Genomic DNA, 20,493 nt, shown 5'->3' with positions numbered 1-20,493 from the left:
ACACCTTCGTTGCCTGCGCTGTAGCTTACATGCCTTCGTCCTCCACGCGTTCCGGCAGCCACAGACGCGGTACCGGCAGGTCTGTGGCGTGGGGTGGGTTGCGCAGCAAATCGGCTTCAGCCGCTTCGCGGCGCTGCGGGTTGGCCTTGTCCAGCAACGCGGCGCGAATGCCGGCACGCACCTTGTCGACGGCCTCACCTGTCGGCTCCCATTGCGAACGGGTGCGCTCCATTTCGCGCTTCACCATCAGCCCCAGCCGCCATTCGGTGCGCTCAGGGTTGTCGACGAAGTGGTAGTACACCCGCGTCTTCACCTTCGGCAAAACCTTCATCAGCGCAGCCATGCGGCGGTTGCAGCTGGTTTCGCATGGATGCATGTCCGATGCCACCTCCAGTGTGCCTGTCAACGCTTCCACCGGTGTGTTGACGGCGGCGCGCAGCGGCGTGGCCAGTTCCGGGCGTGCAGCTATCATTTCCTCGAACCATCTGTCGATAACCTTGCCCTCGCTGCACGAGCGGACCTCGAACACACGATGGGGCCCGGGCTTGAGCTCGCGCACGTTGGAGGGCAGCAGCTGGGCATCACCGAGCAGCTTCTGCAGTGTCTCTGGTAGTGCGCTACGCGGCAGCCCGGCCAGCGCAGCATCGTCAAGGTCGGACAGCCGGACCCAACCCGGCGTCCCGTCCGGGCCCTCCGGGCCAATCCGCGCACGCAGATCTTCCTCGGTCAGGACCACCACGCCTGAACTGCGGGCACGCTCGCTGCTGGTGGTCAGCAGGTCGGCGCCCATGGCGTAATCGGACCGGAAGCGGTCATTGGGCGGAATCGGGACTTCCGTGCGCTGTTTGCCCTTCCCCTTGTAGGTTTTCTCGACCTGGTCGTCGGCCACAAGCACGCGGCGGATTGGAGTATTGCCCACGTAGTTCGTGCCGCTCATCCATGCCACCGGGGGTCCGCTGTACGCACCGCCCTGCAACGGGAATTCCCCCAGTGGCACCGGCTCACCGTGCAGGCGCAGGTCGCCCAGCGAGTAGGCCACGAAGTTCTTGACGCGGAAATTGCGCTCGTGCATCAGGTCCATCGATGCCAGCTCGCGCATGCGCGCCTGCTTTGTCTCGGACAATGTCTGCCCCTGCGCCTGCAAGGTACGTTTCTCGGCCTTCAGCGCTTCCGATTCGGCGAACAGATCGCGGATGCCGGCATACTCCCGCTCCGCACGCTGGTGCACCTGGTAAAGGCGATCGCTGACGGCATCGCGGGCGGCAACCTCCTCCTGAGAAAGGGACACGCCAGCGGCTGGCTCACATGGGTCGATACTGCGTCTTACCCGGTTCCCCGGCAGCGCGCGAGGCAGCAGGCAGGCCCGGGTCAACGGGGTTTGTCGCATGTGCTCGACCACCGCTCGCCGCAGACTGGCCGCGTCGCCAAGCGCAGTCTGTTCGCTCTTGTTCAACTGATCGAACAACGCCTGCTGCCAGCTGGCCTGGACCTTCCCCTGCGCATTCGAAACGACCATCGCCCCACCGTTGCGGGGGGTGAAAACGATCCGTGCATCGATACCCGGTGCGGTGGAGGCGACCAACAGCAGAGAGCCGTCCTTGCCATCTCCAAGGACGGTGATGCTGCGCCCGGTCAGTGCCGCCTGCAGGTGCGTTCCCAACTGCTGCACATCAGCCAGCGTGCGAATGCCGTCATTCACCACGGCCTGGCGTTGCTGGCGCTGCGCGCGGTTGGTGAGCGTGTCGGCGACAACGTTGCTGATGGGCTCATTGAAGATCCACGCTTCCATCTCGCGCTTCTGCCTGTTGCTGGCGGCAGTGACAATCTCTTCGGCCTCAGCCTTGGTCAGCTCCGGGAAGTGCTTGGTCAGGTTGTCGGCCGCGGTGGGCAGGCGGTGCTGCGCGGCGATCCAGCGCTGCCATGTCGTCCGGCTCTGTTTCGGGTCGAGCTTGATGGTTTCCACCAGTTCGGTGCGGACGGCCGCTACCAACGCATCCCGTGGGCTGTCGGCGGACAGGCTCAGACGCTGTGCCAGCGCATCGATATCCGAAGCGTCAATCAGCGCTTCGATGCCGGGAAGGGTCCGGGTATCTTCGACCCGCACCATCAACCCCACTGGGCCACGACCGAAGCGTGCGCCACGGGTCCACTCGCCAAGGGTGTCGATAAAGGTTTCCACGCCCTTGCCATTTCCCAACGCAGGACTGTCGGCCCAGGCGCGCATGATGATGGCTTCGTCGCCCGGCATCCCGAGCGTTACGGGTTCGCTCAGAATCCGCTCGATGCGCTGGTCGATGGTGAGCTCCTGGATCACATGGCGCAGATCGGCACTGCGTGAGGGTGCACGCGAACGCACGCCGAACACGGCCTCCAGCTCGTCAAGCTTTTCCGGGGGAAGGTTCTCTGCATCTGGCAACCTGCTCATCCATTCGCGTCTGCCCAGCGGTGCGGGCGTGGTGGTGCCGCGTCGCGGCGACGGTTGTTGCTGCTGCCTTTGCCAGGCGTTGTCCTTGTACTGCACAGGAGGCCCCAGTTCGTCGGCCGCGTCCGGCATGCGCAGGCGGAGCACGCCGTCCTCCCCCGGCGCTGCTTCGATGTAGCACCCGCCCTGTTCGATGAAGGTGCGTTCGCCCTGTCGATAGACGGTGGCGCCGTCGGGCCCGGCCTGCTTCAGCAGCGGCAGGCCGATACTGGCCAGCGACTGCCGGGAGACTTCGAAGGCTTCATTCACCCGGCCGTCGACAGTGAAACCACGCGCCTGCAGCTGCCAGTGACGCAGCGCGGCCATGGCGTCGGGCAAGCTGCGGATGCGCTTGCCTATCTGATAGACCAGGCCGGGAATGGCACTGAGCTCCACGATGTCCACCACGCCGAGAAGTCCGCCGCCCAACGCAAGGATGGCGCCGTCGCGGTCGCCGTTTTCCATCAGTCGGATGCCCTCGCGGATGTCATCGGCCAGCAGCCCCAGCGTGCCCGCCACGCACAGCGCTACACCGGCGCCGCCGGTGGCGAACGAACAGAGCGCGCCCAGGCCGATTCCCCCCACCATCTTCAGCGTCTCGCCCAGCCGCTCCAGCTGGCTCACCGTCATCTGGTCCACGTCGCTCATCCGCGCATCGAAGAGCACGCTGGCCGCCGCCTTCGGCCCCTGTGTCTGGGTGAACCCGAACGGGATGCCCCGGCTGCTTGCAGTGTGCTCGAACGTCTTCTCCAGGGCTTTCTGGTAGCGGATCTGCGCACGCTTGACCAGATAGCCTTGCGCCTCGGACTGGCGCAGCCACGCAGCGAATGCACGCTCATCCAGCAGGCGGTCGCCGTGCGCGGTATCGGGCAGGAACACGTGGCGCCCTGCACTGCTGCGGATCGCCCACAACCCGACGATGGGACGGCCGTTGATGGTCACGCCCTGCAACGACGACGGCCGGTTCCGCTGGGGATCCAGCTGGGCATGCGCGGCCTGCAGCGCGCGGTACGTGGCATCGTCGAGGCTGCCATCCTGCCGGGCCACCTCGATCATCCAGGCGGTACGGGCGCGGATCTGCTCGCCCAGCGCCTTGGCGAACACCGGGCCATCGGCGCTGTGCGGCAACTTCTTCAAATGGTTGATGTAGGCATTGGCCAGGCGGTTGCTCTCAGCGAATTCTTCCAGCGCGCCGCAGATCGCGCGACGCAGGGAGGCGTCCCGCAGCTGGTCGCTCAGGGCCGCGTCTTCGCGCACCGTGCCCTGCGCGTCGCGGCTGTACGCGACCAGCTGCATCGCATCCAGCGTGTCGTCATCCAGCCAGGCCGCCGGTTCCAACCGCACGTTCGGCAGCCCGCCGATATCCGGCGACCAGTCCGGCAGGTTGGCCGGCATGGCCGGGCGGCGCAGGCCCTGACCCTGCCAGCCGTGGGTGGCCCAGTCGATCAGGTTCATTTCGAGCTCGCCTACGCGCAGCCTTACCAGATCTGGATCAAATGCATCGAGCGGTCCTTGGAAACCGGCCATGCGCAGCGCGCCGACCATCGCCTCGGTAACGCCGGCATGCGCGTGGGTGCGCAGCGTCTGCAGCACCCGCTCCTGCTGCTCGCCGTACGCGGTTTCGGCGGCGATGTTGGCGATGCCCAGCGGGCTCCAGCGCAGCTGGTTGCGCTGCAACCGCTCCTGCGCCAGGACCTCGCCGTGCGCGATCAGCGTGTCGGCCCACTGTTGCCGCGCCCCTTCCGGGTGGTCGACGCGGGTGAAAGCCAGCGTGAAACTCTTGGACGGGTCCCACGCCTGCGGTCCGCGCTGGCCACTCTGGAAGGCTGCCAGGCGCGCCTCCCAGGACTTCACCAGCCCGTCTACTTCGGCACGCTCCTCCGGCCGTGCGGACTGCACGATGTCGCCGGCCAAGGTGCGGCCCATGTCAACGTCGGCGAAGGCGCCGACCTGAGCGCGCTGGGTATCCAGGAACTGGCGGAACGCGGTTTCATCGCCGAATGCCTGGAAGCGGGACAGGTCCGACCGGTACAGCACTACCTGGCCCTTGGTGCCCAGCTCGACGCTGCGCAGTATCAGGTAGTTGGGCAGCTCGATCTTCACTTCATCGCCATTGGGCAGGCGGTCGGTATAGGTCAGCGTCGCGCGCTCGACCTCGCCGGTGCCGCGCAGGAAGCCGAGCACGATATCGGCGCCTCGCCGGTGCGCGTTGCCACTGCCCAGTACGCCCTGCGCCTTGGCCTTGAGCGCATCGATCACCAGCCGTGACTGCACCGCCTGGCTCAGCGCCGGACGCAGCTGTTCCATGCGGGCGTTGATGGCCCCACGCAGGCCGCGCGCATCGGCGCTCTTGACGAAGGCGGCAAGCTGCTTGCTTTCGGCAGCGGATACCTCGGCGCCTGCTCGCAGGAAGGCGTGCCGTTCCCCTGCCTCGCGCGTCAGGCAGTACTGCAGCAGGGGCAGGCGGTCGTCCACGACGATGCCGGCCACCTGGGTTTCAGGCAGCTTCACCTCGATATCCTGCCAGGGGCCACTCCAACCGGACTTCTGCAACGCGGCGTCCATCGCTGCATCGGTGGCCGCGTCCACCTGCGCGAGCGCGGGGGCAAGCTCACGCAGCAGTTGCCATTGGCTGACCAACAGCTCCTGTTCGGACGCGGGCAGCGTCGCTACCCATGCCCAGCCGGGGTGGGTGGCGACCTCACGCGCCACCGCCACCGACCACAGGCGCATCGACTGCACCTGCTGCATCAGCGCGCGGTCGGCCCGCAGTGCGTCCAGCAGATCGGCAGGGACGTCCTGTACCTGCGTGCCGGCGTCGACGGAGGATCCTGAGGGTGTCGACGTGGCATCGGGCGCGGCGCGGCGCATGCGCGCGCCACGCTGGGTGATCTCCAGTTCTCCCAGCACCCGATCCAGGCCGGTACCCCAGTGGCCGCTGGGAAGTGCTGCCACCTGCGCAGCCAGACGCTCTGCAAGTTCTGCAGGTGTCGCCGGCGCGGTGTCAGGCCAGAAGTAATTCTTCAACCCCACCGCCAATGCGCCGACGCCCGTCACCGCCAACCCTGCGGCCACGGCCAATGGCGTCCTGCGCAGACCGGGGAACGCCCGCGTTACCGCTGTTCCCGTGGCTGCCCCGATTTCCCTGGGCACCAGCGGCGTGGTCGAGGTGACCTCTGTGAGCGCCGAGCGGCCCATCAACGTCATTTCCACGGCAGGCGGCGCCTGTGGCACGGCCTGGAAACCGCTGCGTGCAGTCTGGCCCAGTGCAGCAATGCCCGCGCCGAGCCACGCCAGCCAGCCGCCCTGCTGGCGGCTGGCCGGCGAGGTGGCGAGGTCAGGGCGTGGTTCCATCAGCTCGGCCGGCGGCTCAGCGACGGCGCTCCCTGGTTGCAGTGTGTCGGGTGCGGTCGCAAGTTCTACGTGGTCAACGCGGGTGTCCCACGCCGGTACAACGGCGCTGCCGCGATTCACCGCATCCTGGTGCAGGGTGCGCGCCTGCTTCTCCTCGGGGGTCAGCTTGACCTTGGGTGCTGCAAGCTGGAGCACTTCGCTCACTTCCGCCGGCTTGAACAGCGCCCCGCCCACCCCGTTGAGTACGGCGAGCCGTTGCCAGTGTGCTGGCAGATCGGCAATGAGGCGGCCGATGCCCTGCAGCTGGCCCGAGGGCTTGGGCAACTGCTGCCGCAGCTGCCACAGCAGCGCCGCCACCGCCAATGCCGACAGCAGGTGCCCGCCGCCGAGGTTGGGGCGCAGCTGCGCATCGGCCTGTGCCACGCTCTCGTGCAGGGTCCACAGACCGGCGCGAACCGACTCGGGCAGCGACTGCACCAGCGCATCGAAATCGGCCTGGGTGCGCAGCGTTGGCAGCGCCGCCGCCAACGACGGCAACACAGTCGCCACGCAGCTCCAAGTGCCGGTGAACACGCTGCGCGCCAGCTGCCCTGCGGTCAGCGCGCTGCTGGCCCAGCCCGGCAGTTCGGCCATCAAGGTGGTCCACGCCGCGCGGGTCAGCACGCTGTCCAGCGCATGGATGCCCAGGTCGCGCAGCACCGCCACATCGTGTCCGCGTGCGGCCAGCGCCTGTTCCATGCGCAGCGTCACCGCCTCGCGCGCCTCGGGCGTGGTGGCCGTAGCCAGGTATTTCTCCAGCGTGCGTACCAGTGCCCGGCTCTCGGGCGCGCCGGTGGCGAGGATCGCCTCGCGTATCGCCGCCTCGCGTGGACTCAGTACCTGCGTCGGTGCGGTGTTCTTGGTGGAACGGGGCGGGGGCCTATTGCCGATACGCTCGGGTGCGATGGCCTCGTCCTGGGCCGCGCATTTGCCGGCCAGTGCGGTGAAGCGGTTGAAAGTGGGAAAGTCTGCAGCGGCGGTCGACAACTTGGGCATTGAGCGGTACTTCCGTGCGAAGCGGGGGCGAGCCGGCGCGGAAGGCGCGCGGCATGTCGTTGCCGCAGGAACGAGCGGCGCGGGATGATCACGCGACGCCGGGGAATACCGATTGCACGAATTTATCGTTTGCCACCTTGACGGTTGGCACGCTCAATCAATATTCAGATTGATTGCAGTTTTCGTCGCATTTGAGCAGATGCGCACAAAAAGAAAGCGCCCGAACCAGTCGGGCGCTTTCAAGGGTGAGACGCGATCAGGCTGTTGCCGTCAGCTGGACAGGTGCTCGATCGCCGCCACGCTGCCGAGGCGGTCGCCCAGGCGCTTGAGCAGGGCCAGGCGATTGCCACGCAGCGCAGGATCTTCTGCGTTGACCATCACCGCATCGAAGAACGCATCCACCTGCGGACGCAGGCGGGCCAGGCGCGCCAGCACGCTGACATAATCCTTCTGATGCAGGCTGGCATTGCTGTCGTCGATGGCTGCTTCGACGGCTTCAGCCAGCTCGCTTTCGCTCGGTTCGGCCAGCAACGCCGGATCCACCATGCCGGGAATCGCCCCTTCGGCCTTGCGCAGGATGTTGCGGATGCGCTTGTTGGCGGCGGCCAGCGCCTCGGCTTCCGGCAGCGCAGCGAAGATGCCGATGGCATCGATGCGGCGATCGAAGTCGTACAGCGACGCCGGCTTCAGTTCGGCTACCGCGTTGAAGTGCGTGGCCGGCACGCCCTTGTCGGCGTAGTAGCCGCGCAGGCGGTCAATGATGAAGTCGTACAGTTCCTGCGGCAGCGCGTCGGTCTTGCGCTCGGCACTGGGCCGCACCGCCGCCGGCAGGCCGGCAAAGGCCGTTTCCAGCAGCGCGCGCAGGTCCAGCTCGAAGCCCGATTCGATGATCGTGCGGGCCAGGCCCAACGCGTTGCGGCGCAGCGCGAACGGGTCCTTGTTGCCGGTCGGCTTCAAGCCTGCGGCAAAACCACCGGCCAGGGTATCGGCACGCTCGGCGATGGCCAGCACCTTGCCCAGCTCCGACAGCGCGATGTCGTCGCCACCGAAGCGCGGCTGGTAAGCCTCGTCGATGGCCAGCGCGACCTCGGGCGATTCGCCCCCGGTCACCGCGTAATGGCGGCCGGCAATGCCCTGCAGCTCCGGGAACTCATTGACCATGCGCGACTGCAGGTCGTTCTTGGCCAGTACGGCGGCACGCTTGGCCAGCACCGGATCGGCGCCCACCTGCGGTGCGATCAGCCCGGCCAGCGCCACCACGCGCTGCACCTTGTCGGCCACCGAACCCAGCTTGGCCTGGTAGGTGACGGTCTTCAGACCCTCGCCCATCGCGTCCAGGCCCTGCTTGAGGTCTTCATCGAAGAAGAACTTGGCATCGGCGAAGCGCGGGCGGATCACCCGCTCGTAGCCCTTGGCCACTTCGGCCACGTTCTTCGATTCGATGTTGGCGATGCCGATGAATTTCTCGGTCAGCCTGCCGCTGTTATCGAGCACCGGGAAGAACTTCTGGTTGATTTCCATGGTCTCGATCAGCGCTTCCTGCGGCACCGCCAGGAATTCGCGCTCGAAACTGCACAACACCGGTGCCGGCCATTCGACCAGGTTGACCACCTGCTCCAGGTTGTCATCGGTGATGCGCGCCTGGCCACCAGCGGCGGCGGCTTCGGCGTTGACTGCCTCCACGATGCGGCTGCGGCGCGCATCGGCGTCCACCAGCACGTAGGCGGCCTGCAGCGAACTGAGGTAGTCGTCCGGCGAAGACAGCCACACGGTCTTGTCGTGCATGAAACGATGGCCGCGGCTCATGCGGTCGGACTTCAGACCCAGCACCTCGGCCTCGATCACGTCCTTGCCGTGCAGCAGCACCAGCCAATGCACCGGGCGGGCGAAGCCGTAGCTGTGGCTGCCCCAGCGCATCGGCTTGGGAATGGGCATGGCGGCAATCGCCTCGGCCAGGATCTCCGGCAGCAGCGCGGCGGTGCGCGCGCCCGGGGTCACCGAACGGTGCACGAAACGCTCGCCCTTGGCATCGCTGGTGCGCTCCAGCGCGGTCCAGTCGATCCCGGCCTTGGCCGCGAAGCCCTGCAGGGCTTTGGTCGGCTGGCCGTCGGCGTCCAGCGCGATGTTCAGGTACGGGCCCAGCACTTCACCGCGCTGTTCCGGCTGCTCCACGGCCACCCCGGGCAGCAGCACCGCGAGCCGGCGCGGGGTGGACAACGGCTTGGCGTCGCCGCGTTCCACCGCCACACCACGCTTGGTCAGGCCGTCCACCACACCATCAAAGAAGGCCTGGGCCAGGCCCGGCAGCGCCTTCACGGGCAGTTCTTCGGTCCCCAGTTCAACCAGCAGCGGCAGCATCGTGCTCATGCCTGCACCTCCTTGGCCGCCACCGCTTCGAGGCGCTTGGCTTCATACAGTTTCGCCACCGCCTGGGCCAGCGCGCGCACGCGCAGGATATAGCGTTGGCGCTCGGTCACGCTGATCGCGCGGCGCGCATCCAGCAGGTTGAACGAATGGCTGGCCTTGCACACCTGCTCGTAGGCCGGCAGCGGCAGGCCGACCTCGACCAGCTTCTGGGCTTCCTTCTCGCACGCATCGAAGCGGTGGAACAGCTCTTCCACGTCGGCGTATTCGAAGTTGTAGGTGCTCTGCTCCACTTCGTTCTGCAGGTACACATCGCCGTAGGTCACCGGCGTGCCGTCCGGCCCGTAGGTCCAGACCAGGTCATACACGTTGTCGCAGTTCTGCAGGTACATGCACAGGCGTTCAAGACCGTAGGTGATCTCGCCCAGCACCGGCTTGCACTCCAGGCCACCGGCCTGCTGGAAGTAGGTGAACTGGGTCACTTCCATGCCGTTCAGCCACACTTCCCAGCCCAGGCCCCAGGCGCCGAGCGTAGGCGATTCCCAGTTGTCCTCGACAAAGCGCAGGTCGTGCACTAACGGGTCGATGCCCAGTGCCTTCAGCGAATCCAGGTACAGCTGCTGGATGTTGTCCGGGCTGGGCTTCATCGCCACCTGGTACTGGTAGTAGCGCTGCAGGCGGTTGGGGTTCTCGCCGTAGCGGCCGTCGGTGGGGCGGCGCGAAGGCTGCACGTACGCGGCATTCCAGCTTTCCGGACCGATCGAGCGCAGGAAGGTCGCCGGGTGGAAGGTGCCGGCACCGACCTCCAGGTCCAGCGGCTGGATCAGCACGCAGCCCTGCTGCGCCCAATACTGGTTGAGGGTCTGGATCAGGCCCTGGAAAGTGATCGGAACGTTCTGGGTCGCGGACATGCGGCGGAGTCTTGCCTGCTCAGGGGGTGCGCTAGTATAGCGACGGACCGCCCGCCGGCATTCCAGGCAAGCTGCCATCACGCCGTGCAGGCCCCGCTCCGAGGATTCTGGCGCCATGGAACACCGCTCACCGGCAACCCTTGCCCCCGCTCCGGCCCCTGGGCCTCTGCCGCCGGGACGGCTGGTCTTCGAGCAGGTCGCCGCCGCAATGGTCGCCGATGGCCTGGTTGCGCCGTCCGATCTGGAACGCATCCGCTTTTCCGGCCAGGGCGCCCGCAATGCCAGCGAAGTCCACCCGCTGGTGCTGCTGGCCAACCTGAAGCTGGTTGCCGCCTCGGGCGGTGAGCTTGGCCTGGAACGGCTGACCGAATGGCTGGCCACCCGCACCGGCACCCGCTATCTGCGCATCGATCCGACCCGGGTGGACGTGGCGGCGGTGACCGCGCTGGTCTCCCATGCGTATGCGCGCCGCCATCGGTTCCTGCCGCTGGCAGTGGACACCGAGCGTCTGCTGGTGGCCACCAGCGAACCGCTGGCCCAGGAGTGGCTGCTCGATCTGCAGCACCTGGCCCGGCGCAGGATCGAGCTGGCCATGGTCAATCCGCTGGACCTGCACCGCTACACGATGGAGTTCTATGGGGTCACCCGGTCGGTGCGCGGCGCGCGCGGCGACGTGCGCAGCGAAGCCAGTGGCACCCTGCCCAGCTTCGAGCAACTGGTGGAGCTGGGCCGCTCTGGCGATGTCAACGCCGACGACCAGCACGTGGTGCACATCGTGGACTGGCTGCTGCAGTACGCGTTCGAGCAGCGCGCCTCGGACATCCACCTGGAACCACGCCGCGACATGGGGCGCATGCGGTTCCGCATCGATGGGGTGCTGCACAAGGTGTTCGAGGTACCGCCGCCGGTGATGACGGCCATGGTCAGCCGCATCAAGGTGCTGGGCCGCATGGACCTGGCCGAGCGCCGCCGCCCGCAGGATGGCCGCATCAAGACCCGCTCGCCGGGCGGTCGGGAGGTCGAGATGCGCTTGTCGACCATGCCCACCGCCTTCGGCGAAAAGTGCGTGATGCGCATCTTCGACCCGGATGCGGCCTTCAAGAGCATTGACCAGCTTGGCTTCAGCCCGCAGGAAGCGGCAGGCTGGACGGCGCTGGTGGAGCGTCCGCACGGCATCGTGCTGGTCACCGGCCCAACCGGATCGGGCAAGACCACCACCCTGTATTCCACGCTGAAGCGGCTGGCCACCCCGGACGTGAACGTGTGCACGGTGGAAGATCCGATCGAGATGATCGCGCCGGAATTCAACCAGATGCAGGTGCAGACCAACATCGACCTGGACTTCGCGGCCGGCGTACGCACCCTGCTGCGGCAGGACCCGGACATCATCATGATTGGTGAAATCCGCGACCTGGAGACGGCCCAGATGGCCGTGCAGGCCTCGCTGACCGGCCACCTGGTCCTGTCCACGCTGCACACCAACGATGCGCCCTCGGCGATCACCCGCCTGCTCGACCTGGGCGTGCCGCATTACCTGCTGGCCAGCACCATCAACGGGGTGCTGGCCCAGCGCCTGGTGCGCACCCTGTGCCCACACTGCAAGGTGCCCAGGCCGCTCAGCGCGGTCCAATGGGCGGCGCTGGCTGATGCCGATGAAGCATTACCAGAGTCGCCCACGCCATATGCGCCTGCCGGTTGCCTCGACTGCCGGCGCACCGGCTACATGGGCCGGGTAGGCCTGTATGAGTTGCTGCCATTGACATCGCGGCTGCGGGGGCTGATCCGGGCGGACATGGATCTGGCCGGTTTCAGCCGCGCCGCGCGTGCTGAAGGCGTACGAACCCTGCGCCGCGCGGGGCTTGAAAAGGTGGCGGCAGGGCTGACTACAATCGAGGAAGTCCTCAGCGTATTGCCTCCCCCCGATGAACCGCTCGCCCTTCCTGATTCTTGAAACCGGCCGACCGGTCGCCTCGCTGCGCCGCTACGGCCGTTTTCCGCATTGGATCCGGGTAGCGGCGGGACTGGATGCCGACGAGACGGTGGTGGTGGACGTGGAGCACGGCGGCGCGCTGCCCGACCACCGCGATTTTGCCGGGGTGATCATCAGCGGTTCGGCGGCGTACGTGACCGACCGCGCCGACTGGAGCGAACGCAGCGCGCAATGGCTGCGCACCGCCGCCCATGACAACCGCCCGGTGTTCGGCATCTGCTACGGCCACCAGTTGCTTGCCCATGCCCTGGGCGGGGAGGTGGCCTACAACCCGGCCGGGCGCGAATCGGGCACGATCGAGCTGGCGCTGGAGCCTTCGGCGGTGGACGACCCGCTGTTCGCCGGCCTGCCCACGCGCTTCCCGGCCCACGCCACCCACCTGCAGACCGTGCTGCGCGCACCGGAGGGCGCGGCCATTCTGGCCCGCTCGGCGCAGGACAACTGCCACGCCTTCCGCTGGGGCCAGCAGGCCTGGGGGGTGCAGTTCCACCCGGAGTTCGCCACCCACCACATGCGCGGCTACGTGCGCGCCCGTGCCGAGTGCATCAGCCGCCACGGCGGCTGTGCGCGCAGCCTGGCACGCGGAGTCAGTGCGGCCCCGCTGGCCCGCCAGCTGCTGCGCCGTTTTGTCCGCCAGGCACGCAATAATTGAAAGACCGCCGGAAGCGACCTTTCCTTCAGGTGATGGGCACGGAAAACAGGGATAATCGTTGGGATTCGGGGCGTGCGCGCCCTTCCCCCTGTTCCGGAATGGTATGAGCGAAATTCGCAAGCTGCCCGCCTCGGCGGGCGCCCAATGGCTGCTGGACGCGTTCACCCTGTATCGCCGCGCACCGCTGCAACTGGCGGTGCTTGGCGTGATCGGCATGCTGGTCAGTTCGCTGATCCTGGTACTGGCGCAGGCGTTGCCGAGCTGGCTTGGCGTGCTGCTGCAGCTGGTGTCGGTGGCGGTAGGCCCGCTGGTGTTTGGCGGCATGCTGGTGGCGGTGAGCGAAGTGGCGCAAGGCCACCGCGCCCTGCCAACGCACCTGCTGCAGCCGATCCGCGACCGTCGCGTGACCCACCTGCTGGTGCCGCTGGCGATCCAGCTGATCGCGGTGATCGCGCTGGGTACGCTGCTGTACGTGATGATGGGCACCGATGGCCTGACCGCGTCGGCCGAGATGTTCCGCAGGATGCAGGAGCTGCAGCAGTCCGGCGCCACGCCGAGCAATGAGCAGACCATGGCGCTGATGGCAGGCGTGCCGGTGATGCGCATCCTGCTGTGGTTGCTGATCGCCTTCGGCACGTTCGTGGCGCTGAGCATGGCGATGTTCACCCAGCCGGCACTGGTGGTGTTCGACCACCAGAGTGGCATGCACGCGCTGCGCATGAGTCTGCAGGGCTGCATCCGCAATTTTGGCGCGATGGCGGTGTTCATGCTGCTGGGCCTGATCGCGGCGATGTGCATCTACTTCGTGATGATCATCGTGATGCAGCTGGCGCTGATGGCCGGCGGCGCCGGTGCGGCCGCGTTCGTGATGCAGCTGACCAACACCGCGGTGATCATGCCGCTGTACGTGGGCGCGGTTTACGCCGCCTGGAACCAGATGTTCGCCCACCGCGGCCGAGCCGCCCCGCCGCCGGTTCCGCCGTCGAATGGGCCTGGGAATATTTTCGCGGCTTGATTGACGGCAACTGCAGCGTTTCGGTTGATACGGGTTGGGGCCCGTCGGCCTCCCCAGCACGTAGCAATCGAAACGCTGTTCTTAAGCTCTGAAGGCGCTACTGCGCCTGAGGCTCGTCACCCTTGGCCGGCACCAGCCACCGCGACGCATGTATGCCCAGCTCATAAAGCAGGCACATCGGAATCGCCAGCATCAGCTGGGACACCACATCCGGCGGGGTCAACACCGCCGCCAGCACGAAGATGCCCACGATCGCGTACCCACGGCCTTCCTTGAACTGCTGCGGCGTGATCCACCCCAGCAGGGTCAGGATCACCATCGCCACCGGCAGTTCGAAACTGCTGCCGAACGCGAAGAAGATCGCCAGCACGAAATCCAGGTACGCATTCGCATCCGGCGTGATCGCAATCACCTCCGGGCGGAACGTGGTCAGGAAGTGGAACACCGCCGGCAGCACCAGGAAGTACGCAAACGCGCAGCCGATGTAGAACAGCAGCACCGAGGTTGCCAGCAATGGCACCGCCAGGCGCTTTTCGCGCGCATACAGGCCCGGCGCCACGAACGCCCACAGCTGGTACAGCAACCACGGCACCGCGATGAACACGGCCACGAAGAAAGTCAGCTTGAGCGGTGCGAAGAACGCACCGGCCGGGTTGGTGGCGATCATCGACTGCCCGTTCGGCAGCTGCGAGATCAACGGTTGCGCCAGCCACGTATAGATCTGCCGCGAAAACGGCATCAGCCCCAGCAGCACCACGCCCAGCCCGATCAGCGCCCGCATCAGTCGCGCGCGCAACTCGATCAGGTGCTCGATCAACCCGCTTTCCGGCGCCTCATTACCACTCATCGTGGGGCCTCTGTCGTCGAGGGCGGCATATCGCGCGGCGCCTGACCGTCGATGCCCGGCGGGGCCATCGCATCACGCGGCTCTTCGGGCAGGGCATCCGACTCTGGTGCCGCCACGTGCTGGGCGACGCTGGCCGGCGAACCCGGTGCTGGCCCGGTCATGACCGGCTCCTCGGTGCTGGCCGATGCATCGCCATCGCGCTGCACCTGGTTGCGCATCTGCTCGGCTTCGCGGCGAACCGCCTCACCACTGGCACGCAGCTGCGCCTCGGTATCGCGCACCGATTCCTGTGCATCACGGAACTGGCGTTTGATTTCATCGGCGTGCAGCTCGCGCTCCAGCTCCTGCTTCACCGAGTCCCACTGGTTGCGTGCGCGCCGCACCCACAGCCCCGCGAAGCGGGCTGCCTTGGGCAGACGCTCGGGACCCAGCACGACCAACGCTACTACCGCGATGACCAGCAGTTCACTGAAACCGATGTCGAACACGCCATGCCGCCCCGATCAGCGCCGGTCGCGATCGTGCTCATTCTGCGATGTGGTCGTCGGATCCTGCGGACGCGACTCATCGCTCAGGTGCGCGGTGGGCTTGTCCTCGTCACGCATGCCCTTCTTGAATTCCTTTACGGCACTGCCAAGGTCCTTGGCGCCACTGGTCAGCTTCTTGGTGCCGAACACCAGCAGAACGATGACCAGTACCACCACCCAATGCCACAAGCTCATACTGCCCATGATGTTCTGCTCGCATTAACCGGTAACAAGGACTTGAGCATAGCGCACCGCCGGTAGGGCGGCGCGCGTGACGAAAGTCAGTTGCCGTCCAGTGATTCGGTGCGCACCTCGCCTTCACCCACTGGCTGGAAGCCCTGATGGGGTGCGGGCTGCGCCGGAACGGCCTGCAGCGGCGCGGTGGTGGCGCCGGCATTGGCCTGTTCAGCCACAGCGGGCGCGGCCTGCGCGGCCGGGCCGGCTGGGCGAGGCGCCGGAGGGGCGCTGGCGGTGCCGCGGTTCTGGCGCGCCGCGTAGGTGGCTTCTTCCAGGCGGTCACGGAAGGCCACCACGTCCATCGACGGCTGCTCGCCCATACGGCCCTCGAACACCATGCGCGGGGTGGTGTTGCTGCCATAGGCGTCCAGATTGGCCTCGTCGTCGATCTGCAGCACCGCGCCGTCCAGCGCCACGCCGGCAAACAAGCCGCGCGCGCGCGACCACGACCAGATCTCAGCCTTCAGCTGGCCATCGGTGGCCGCCGCGGCGTTGCGGCCCACCGGACCGGCGGCGACGCCGGCGTCGGCACCCAGGGTGAATTTGCCGTTGACGAGATTGTCCAGGCTGCGGTCGTTGCGGAACACCAGCACCACGTCCGAAGACTGGACGCCGGCCTGGAAACCGATGCTGCCGCCAGTGAGTTTCATGAACACCGGGTTGGACCAGCTGCCATCGGGGTTCTTGACCGACATCAGGCCATGTCCACGGCGACCGCCAATCACCAGGCCTGCTTTGATCGTGTCTGGAATGACCACGATCGCACGCCCTTCGTCCAACAACTTGTCAGGAATTCCCTGCTCGGGAATATCCTGGATGTCATTCAGCACGCGTACCGCATTGCGGGCGCGCTGGTCCTCCTCCGGCCCGGCCATCGCCTGGGTCGACAGCAGGCTGGCGGAGATCAGCAGTACAAGGCTCAAGCGGCGCATGGGTGCTCCAGAGTGGGGGCAATACGTAAGTACCCGAAATTAGAGGGGTTTCAATGAATCCGCAATGAGTATGTGCTCTCCATCGCGCATACCTGCGAGAATGGCCACCATGCTCGACGCACCCGACACCGCCGTGCTGGCGGTCAATCTAGGCACACCCGAGACGCCCACCGCTCCGGCGGTAAGGCGCTACCTGGCCGAGTTCCTCACCGACCCGCGCGTGGTGGCGATCCCGCCGCTGCTGTGGAAACCGCTGCTGTACGGAGTGATCCTGCCGCTGCGCAGTGGCCGCTCGGCGGCCAAGTATGCGCAGGTCTGGCTGGCCGACGGTTCCCCGTTGATGGTGTACACCCGCCGCCTGGCCGAGGCCATGCAGCAGCTGATGCCCAACCTGCGTGTGCGCCATGCCATGCGTTACGGCGCCCCTGCGCTTACTGCCGAGCTGGACCGGCTGGCGGCCGAGGGCATGCGACGGATCGTGGTGCTGCCGTTGTATCCGCAGTATTCGACCACCACTACCGCCTCCATCGAGGACCAGGTGCGCGACTGGCAACCCCGGCACCCGGGCATTACCGTCACCCTGATCCGCGATTACGCCATCGACCCGGATTGGGTTGCGGCAGTGGCCGGCAGCATCCGACAGTGGTGGGAGCGCCATGGGCGCGGCGAGCAGCTGGTGTTTTCCTTCCACGGCATTCCGCAGCGCCTGGCCGACGCCGGCGACCCTTATCCGCAGCGCTGCGAAGCCAGTGCGCAGGCGATCGCGCAGGCACTCGGCCTGGCCGACAGCGAGTGGAAACTGACCTACCAGTCGCGCTTTGGCCGCGAGAAGTGGCTGCAGCCCTACGCCGAACCGACGCTGTGGGCGATGGCCGAGCGCGGGGTGAAGCGCATTGACGTGGTCTGCCCCGGCTTTGCCACCGACTGCCTGGAAACGCTGGAGGAAGTGGCGATGGGATTCACAGAAACCGTTGCCGAACGCGGCGCACAGATGCGCTACATCCCCTGCCTCAACGCCGATCCCGCGCACGCCCTGGCGTTGGCGCGGCTGAGCATCGCCGCGCTGGCATGACGCTCGAGCCGTTTGTACTGCCGGTGGCCGGCACGACCGTGGCCGGGCTTCGTTCGGCGGCCGCGCAGGGCACGCGTGTGCTGGCCCTGCACGGGTGGCTCGACAACGCGGCCAGCTTCATCCCGTTGGCTGCCGCGCTGCCCGGATTGGATCTGGTGGCCATCGACCTGCCCGGTCACGGCCACAGCGCACATATGCCGCCGGGCACGCAGTACAACACGCCGGGCGCGATCTGCCATGTGCTCGAGGTAGCCGATGCGTTGGGCTGGGAGCGCTTTACGCTGCTGGGCCATTCGATGGGCGCCGGCATTGCCAGCCTCACCGCTGCTGCCGCACCGGAGCGCGTGGAGCGGCTGATCGCCATTGAGGCACTCGGTGGCCTGCGCGGACCCGAAAATGAAACCGCGCAGCGCCTTCGCGAGCATGTACACGCGGTGCGCGCATTGCCGTCGAAGAAGCTGCGCGTGTTCGCCGACCTCGCCGCACCGGTGCGTGCGCGGATGATGGCCAACCAGCTCAGCGAGCCATGTGCGCGCCTGCTGGTCGAGCGCGGCGTGATGCCGGTGGACGGCGGCTACAGCTGGTGCAGCGACCAGCGCCTGATGCTGCCCACCGCGATGCGGTTGAGCGAAGGGCAGATCGACGACCTGCTGGCGGCAATCGAATGCCCCACCCAGGTGATCTACGCCACGCCGGCACAGTCGTACTATCCCGAACCGCTGCGCAGCGAGCGGATCAAGCTGCTGCGCGATGGCCGACTCGATGTGTTCCCTGGCACCCATCATCTGCACATGGAGCACCCGGCGCTGGTGGCCGACGTCATCGCCCGCTTTCTGAGGTAGGCGTCGACCGCTGGTCGATACGCGGTCGGAGCCCTGCGACACAGGGTCGCACTCAATTTCCATCGGTGATGTCCGATACCGATGACGCAGGCCCGCAAGGATCGCCTGTGTCGTCACCTGCTCCGCCGTCGCGAAGCCGCGTGTCATCCGGCTTCCAGGAAGGAGCACGTTCCCACGCATCCATATTTCCGCAAGGTCTTTCGCCGATGGGCCGCAGGATCTCGCATCCGTCTCTCCGCGTTTCAGCGGAGGGCGTTCCGTTCCGCATTCTCACTGGAGTTGTCATGTCTGCCATCCGCCACCCTTCGTCCCGTCCACCCGACCCAACGCTGCCGTCCTGTGCGCTGCCCCCGTATCCGCGCGGGGAGCGCGCCGCTGCAGGGGTGCTCTGCGCTGGGCTCGTGGGCGGCCTTGCCGGCGCCCTGTGGCAGCAACCGGCCGTCACTGCGCTTGGCATCGCGATCGCGACCGGCGCGCTGGTTGTGCTGGCTCCGCGGGTGCGGCGCAGCAGGGCCGAGCTGCACGCTGAGCTGGCGCGGATAACGAACGGCCATGGTCAGTTGCAGGCACGCTGCGCCCACGAGCATGCCGGCGCTGCGGCCGACGCTGCGCTGCGCCTGGCCCTGGAGGTCTCGCCCACCGCGGTGATGATGGCCGACGCGTCCCACGTGATCCGCTATGTAAACCCCGCGGTAGTACGTCTACTGCGCAACCAGCAGGCCAATCTGCGCGAGGCGTTTCCGGATTTCGAGGCCGATGCCCTGGTGGGGACCAGCATCCATCGCTTCCACGCCAACCCGGATCGCATCCGGGCCATCCTGGATACACTGCAGGCCACCCATCACGGGCGCGTGCAGATCGGACCGGTGCACTTTGCCCAGGTGGTGAGCCCGATGTTCGACGCAGTCGGAACACGCGTCGGTTTTGCCGTTGAATGGCACGACCGGACTCAGGAGCTGGCGCTCGAGACGGCCATGGCCGAGATCGTGGGCGCCGCCGCCCGTGGCGACCTGGACCGCCGACTGTCACCTGCCGCCGGCGGCAGCGCCTTCATGGATGGCCTCACCATCGGCATCAATCAACTGCTGGAGCGGGTCGGCAGCACCGTGGGTGATCTTCGCCGCGTGCTGTCGGCCCTGGCCAAGGGTGACCTGGGCCAGCGCATGCAGGGCGACTACCAGGGGTCGTTCGCCGCCATGCAGCGCGATGCCAATGCGACGGCGATCCAGCTGGGCAACATGGTCGAACGCATCCGGCGCAGTGCCGGCGCAATCGCGCTTGGGGCCGAGGAGATTGCCAGTGGCAACCATGACCTATCCACCCGCACCGAACGACAGGCGGCACATCTGGAAGAGACGGCGTCCTCGATGGAAGAGCTTACCTCCACTGTCCGGCAGAACGCGGACCATGCACGCAACGCGAGCACGCTTGCGCTTGGGGCGCAGGAGGTGGCCGAGCGCGGCAGCGCGGTGGTCGGGCGCGTGGTCAGCACCATGGACAGCATCCATGCCGCGTCCAAGCGGATTGGCGAGATCACAGGCGTCATTGACGGCATTGCCTTCCAGACCAACATCCTGGCCCTCAACGCGGCGGTGGAAGCGGCGCGCGCCGGCGACCAGGGGCGTGGTTTCGCGGTGGTGGCCAGCGAAGTGCGCAGCCTGGCGCAACGTTCGGCGGAGGCCGCGCGTGAAATCCGGCAGCTCATCGATGCATCTGCCAGCGAGGTCGCCGATGGCGCCCGGTTGGCGCAGAGCGCCGGCGGCACCATGCAGGAGATCGTCAGCAGCGTGGCCGGCGTCAGCGCGATCATGGCCAGCATTGCTGCCGCGTCGCAGGAGCAGGCCGCAGGCATCGACCAGATCAGCCAAACGGTGGTCCAGATGGACGACGCTACCCAGCAGAACGCCGCACTGGTCGAAGAAGCCAGCGCCGCCGCCCGCGAGTTGGAGCAGCAGGCAGCCGGCCTGACCGAGGCGGTTGCAGCCTTCCGCTGAGGTGGTGTGCGTATCGACTGACAGCCGATAGCTACCGGCTGGTAGATCACGACCATTGGTCGTGATCCCGAGAGGCGCCCTGCGGGGCGCCTTCTCCATGCATCCGTTGGGGTACCGACCGTTGGTCGTCACCCGGTGATGCAAAGAAAAAACCCCGCTGCGTGAGCAGCGGGGTTTTCGGGGTGTAAACCCTGGCGATGACCTACTCTCGCATGGCTTGAGCCACACTACCATCGGCGCAGCTGCGTTTCACTTCCGAG

General features: G+C 67.0%; 13 protein-coding genes. 6 read left to right on the top strand and 7 right to left on the bottom strand.

Annotated features, from left to right (window positions below; translation table 11 throughout):
• Positions 1–25: 25 nt before the first annotated feature.
• The 3 genes from ACGFZ3_RS13765 to glyQ form a co-directional block, all read right to left on the bottom strand.
• Entirely contained in the window at positions 26–6,850 is a 6,825-nt protein-coding gene (locus ACGFZ3_RS13765) for a hypothetical protein (RefSeq protein WP_392922089.1), read from the bottom strand.
• A 270-nt stretch (positions 6,851–7,120) separates the two neighbouring features.
• On the bottom strand, positions 7,121–9,217 hold the full coding sequence (gene glyS / locus ACGFZ3_RS13760) for a glycine--tRNA ligase subunit beta (RefSeq protein ID WP_392922086.1): 2,097 nt from the start codon (positions 9,215–9,217) through the stop codon (positions 7,121–7,123).
• The gene (glyQ, locus tag ACGFZ3_RS13755) at positions 9,214–10,125 is read right to left on the bottom strand and encodes a glycine--tRNA ligase subunit alpha (RefSeq protein WP_068847918.1); all 912 of its coding nucleotides are present in this window, start codon (positions 10,123–10,125) and stop codon (positions 9,214–9,216) included. Before glyQ ends, glyS begins: the two co-directional genes overlap by 4 nt.
• Positions 10,126–10,240: 115 nt before the next feature.
• Between glyQ and ACGFZ3_RS13750 the strand changes: the two genes are divergently transcribed.
• From ACGFZ3_RS13750 to ACGFZ3_RS13740, 3 genes are all read left to right on the top strand, one after another.
• A complete protein-coding gene (locus ACGFZ3_RS13750; RefSeq protein ID WP_392922082.1) occupies positions 10,241–12,076 on the top strand; it encodes a GspE/PulE family protein in 1,836 nt (611 codons plus the stop codon).
• Positions 12,048–12,767, top strand: coding sequence for a glutamine amidotransferase (locus tag ACGFZ3_RS13745; protein WP_392922079.1), 720 nt, complete (start codon positions 12,048–12,050; stop codon positions 12,765–12,767). Before ACGFZ3_RS13750 ends, ACGFZ3_RS13745 begins: the two co-directional genes overlap by 29 nt.
• A 103-nt stretch (positions 12,768–12,870) precedes the next feature.
• A complete protein-coding gene (locus tag ACGFZ3_RS13740; protein WP_392922076.1) occupies positions 12,871–13,782 on the top strand; it encodes a BPSS1780 family membrane protein in 912 nt (303 codons plus the stop codon).
• A 97-nt stretch (positions 13,783–13,879) separates the two neighbouring features.
• Here ACGFZ3_RS13740 and tatC read toward each other — a convergent pair whose 3' ends face one another.
• From tatC to ACGFZ3_RS13720, 4 genes are all read right to left on the bottom strand, one after another.
• Entirely contained in the window at positions 13,880–14,629 is a 750-nt protein-coding gene (gene tatC / locus ACGFZ3_RS13735; protein ID WP_392922074.1) for a twin-arginine translocase subunit TatC, read from the bottom strand.
• Positions 14,626–15,117, bottom strand: coding sequence for a Sec-independent protein translocase protein TatB (gene tatB, locus ACGFZ3_RS13730; protein WP_392922072.1), 492 nt, complete (start codon positions 15,115–15,117; stop codon positions 14,626–14,628). Before tatB ends, tatC begins: the two co-directional genes overlap by 4 nt.
• Positions 15,118–15,132: 15 nt before the next feature.
• Positions 15,133–15,360, bottom strand: a complete 228-nt coding sequence (gene tatA / locus ACGFZ3_RS13725; protein ID WP_068847929.1) for a Sec-independent protein translocase subunit TatA — start codon at positions 15,358–15,360, stop codon at positions 15,133–15,135.
• 77 nt (positions 15,361–15,437) lie between these two features.
• The gene (locus tag ACGFZ3_RS13720; RefSeq protein WP_392922068.1) at positions 15,438–16,325 is read right to left on the bottom strand and encodes a lipid-binding SYLF domain-containing protein; all 888 of its coding nucleotides are present in this window, start codon (positions 16,323–16,325) and stop codon (positions 15,438–15,440) included.
• Between the two features lie 109 nt (positions 16,326–16,434).
• Between ACGFZ3_RS13720 and hemH the strand changes: the two genes are divergently transcribed.
• From hemH to ACGFZ3_RS13705, 3 genes are all read left to right on the top strand, one after another.
• A complete protein-coding gene (hemH, locus tag ACGFZ3_RS13715) occupies positions 16,435–17,397 on the top strand; it encodes a ferrochelatase (RefSeq protein ID WP_392922065.1) in 963 nt (320 codons plus the stop codon).
• A complete protein-coding gene (locus ACGFZ3_RS13710; RefSeq protein WP_392922062.1) occupies positions 17,394–18,239 on the top strand; it encodes an alpha/beta fold hydrolase in 846 nt (281 codons plus the stop codon). The genes hemH and ACGFZ3_RS13710 overlap by 4 nt, the downstream gene beginning before the upstream one ends.
• Before the next feature lie 284 nt (positions 18,240–18,523).
• A complete protein-coding gene (locus ACGFZ3_RS13705; protein ID WP_392922059.1) occupies positions 18,524–20,233 on the top strand; it encodes a methyl-accepting chemotaxis protein in 1,710 nt (569 codons plus the stop codon).
• Positions 20,234–20,493: the final 260 nt, after the last annotated feature.

The sequence above is a fragment of the Stenotrophomonas sp. NPDC047960 genome (assembly GCF_043204395.1).
GTDB lineage: Bacteria > Pseudomonadota > Gammaproteobacteria > Xanthomonadales > Xanthomonadaceae > Stenotrophomonas.
Note: the sequence above shows the minus strand (reverse complement) of the source record. Positions and strands in the feature narration are given on the sequence as shown.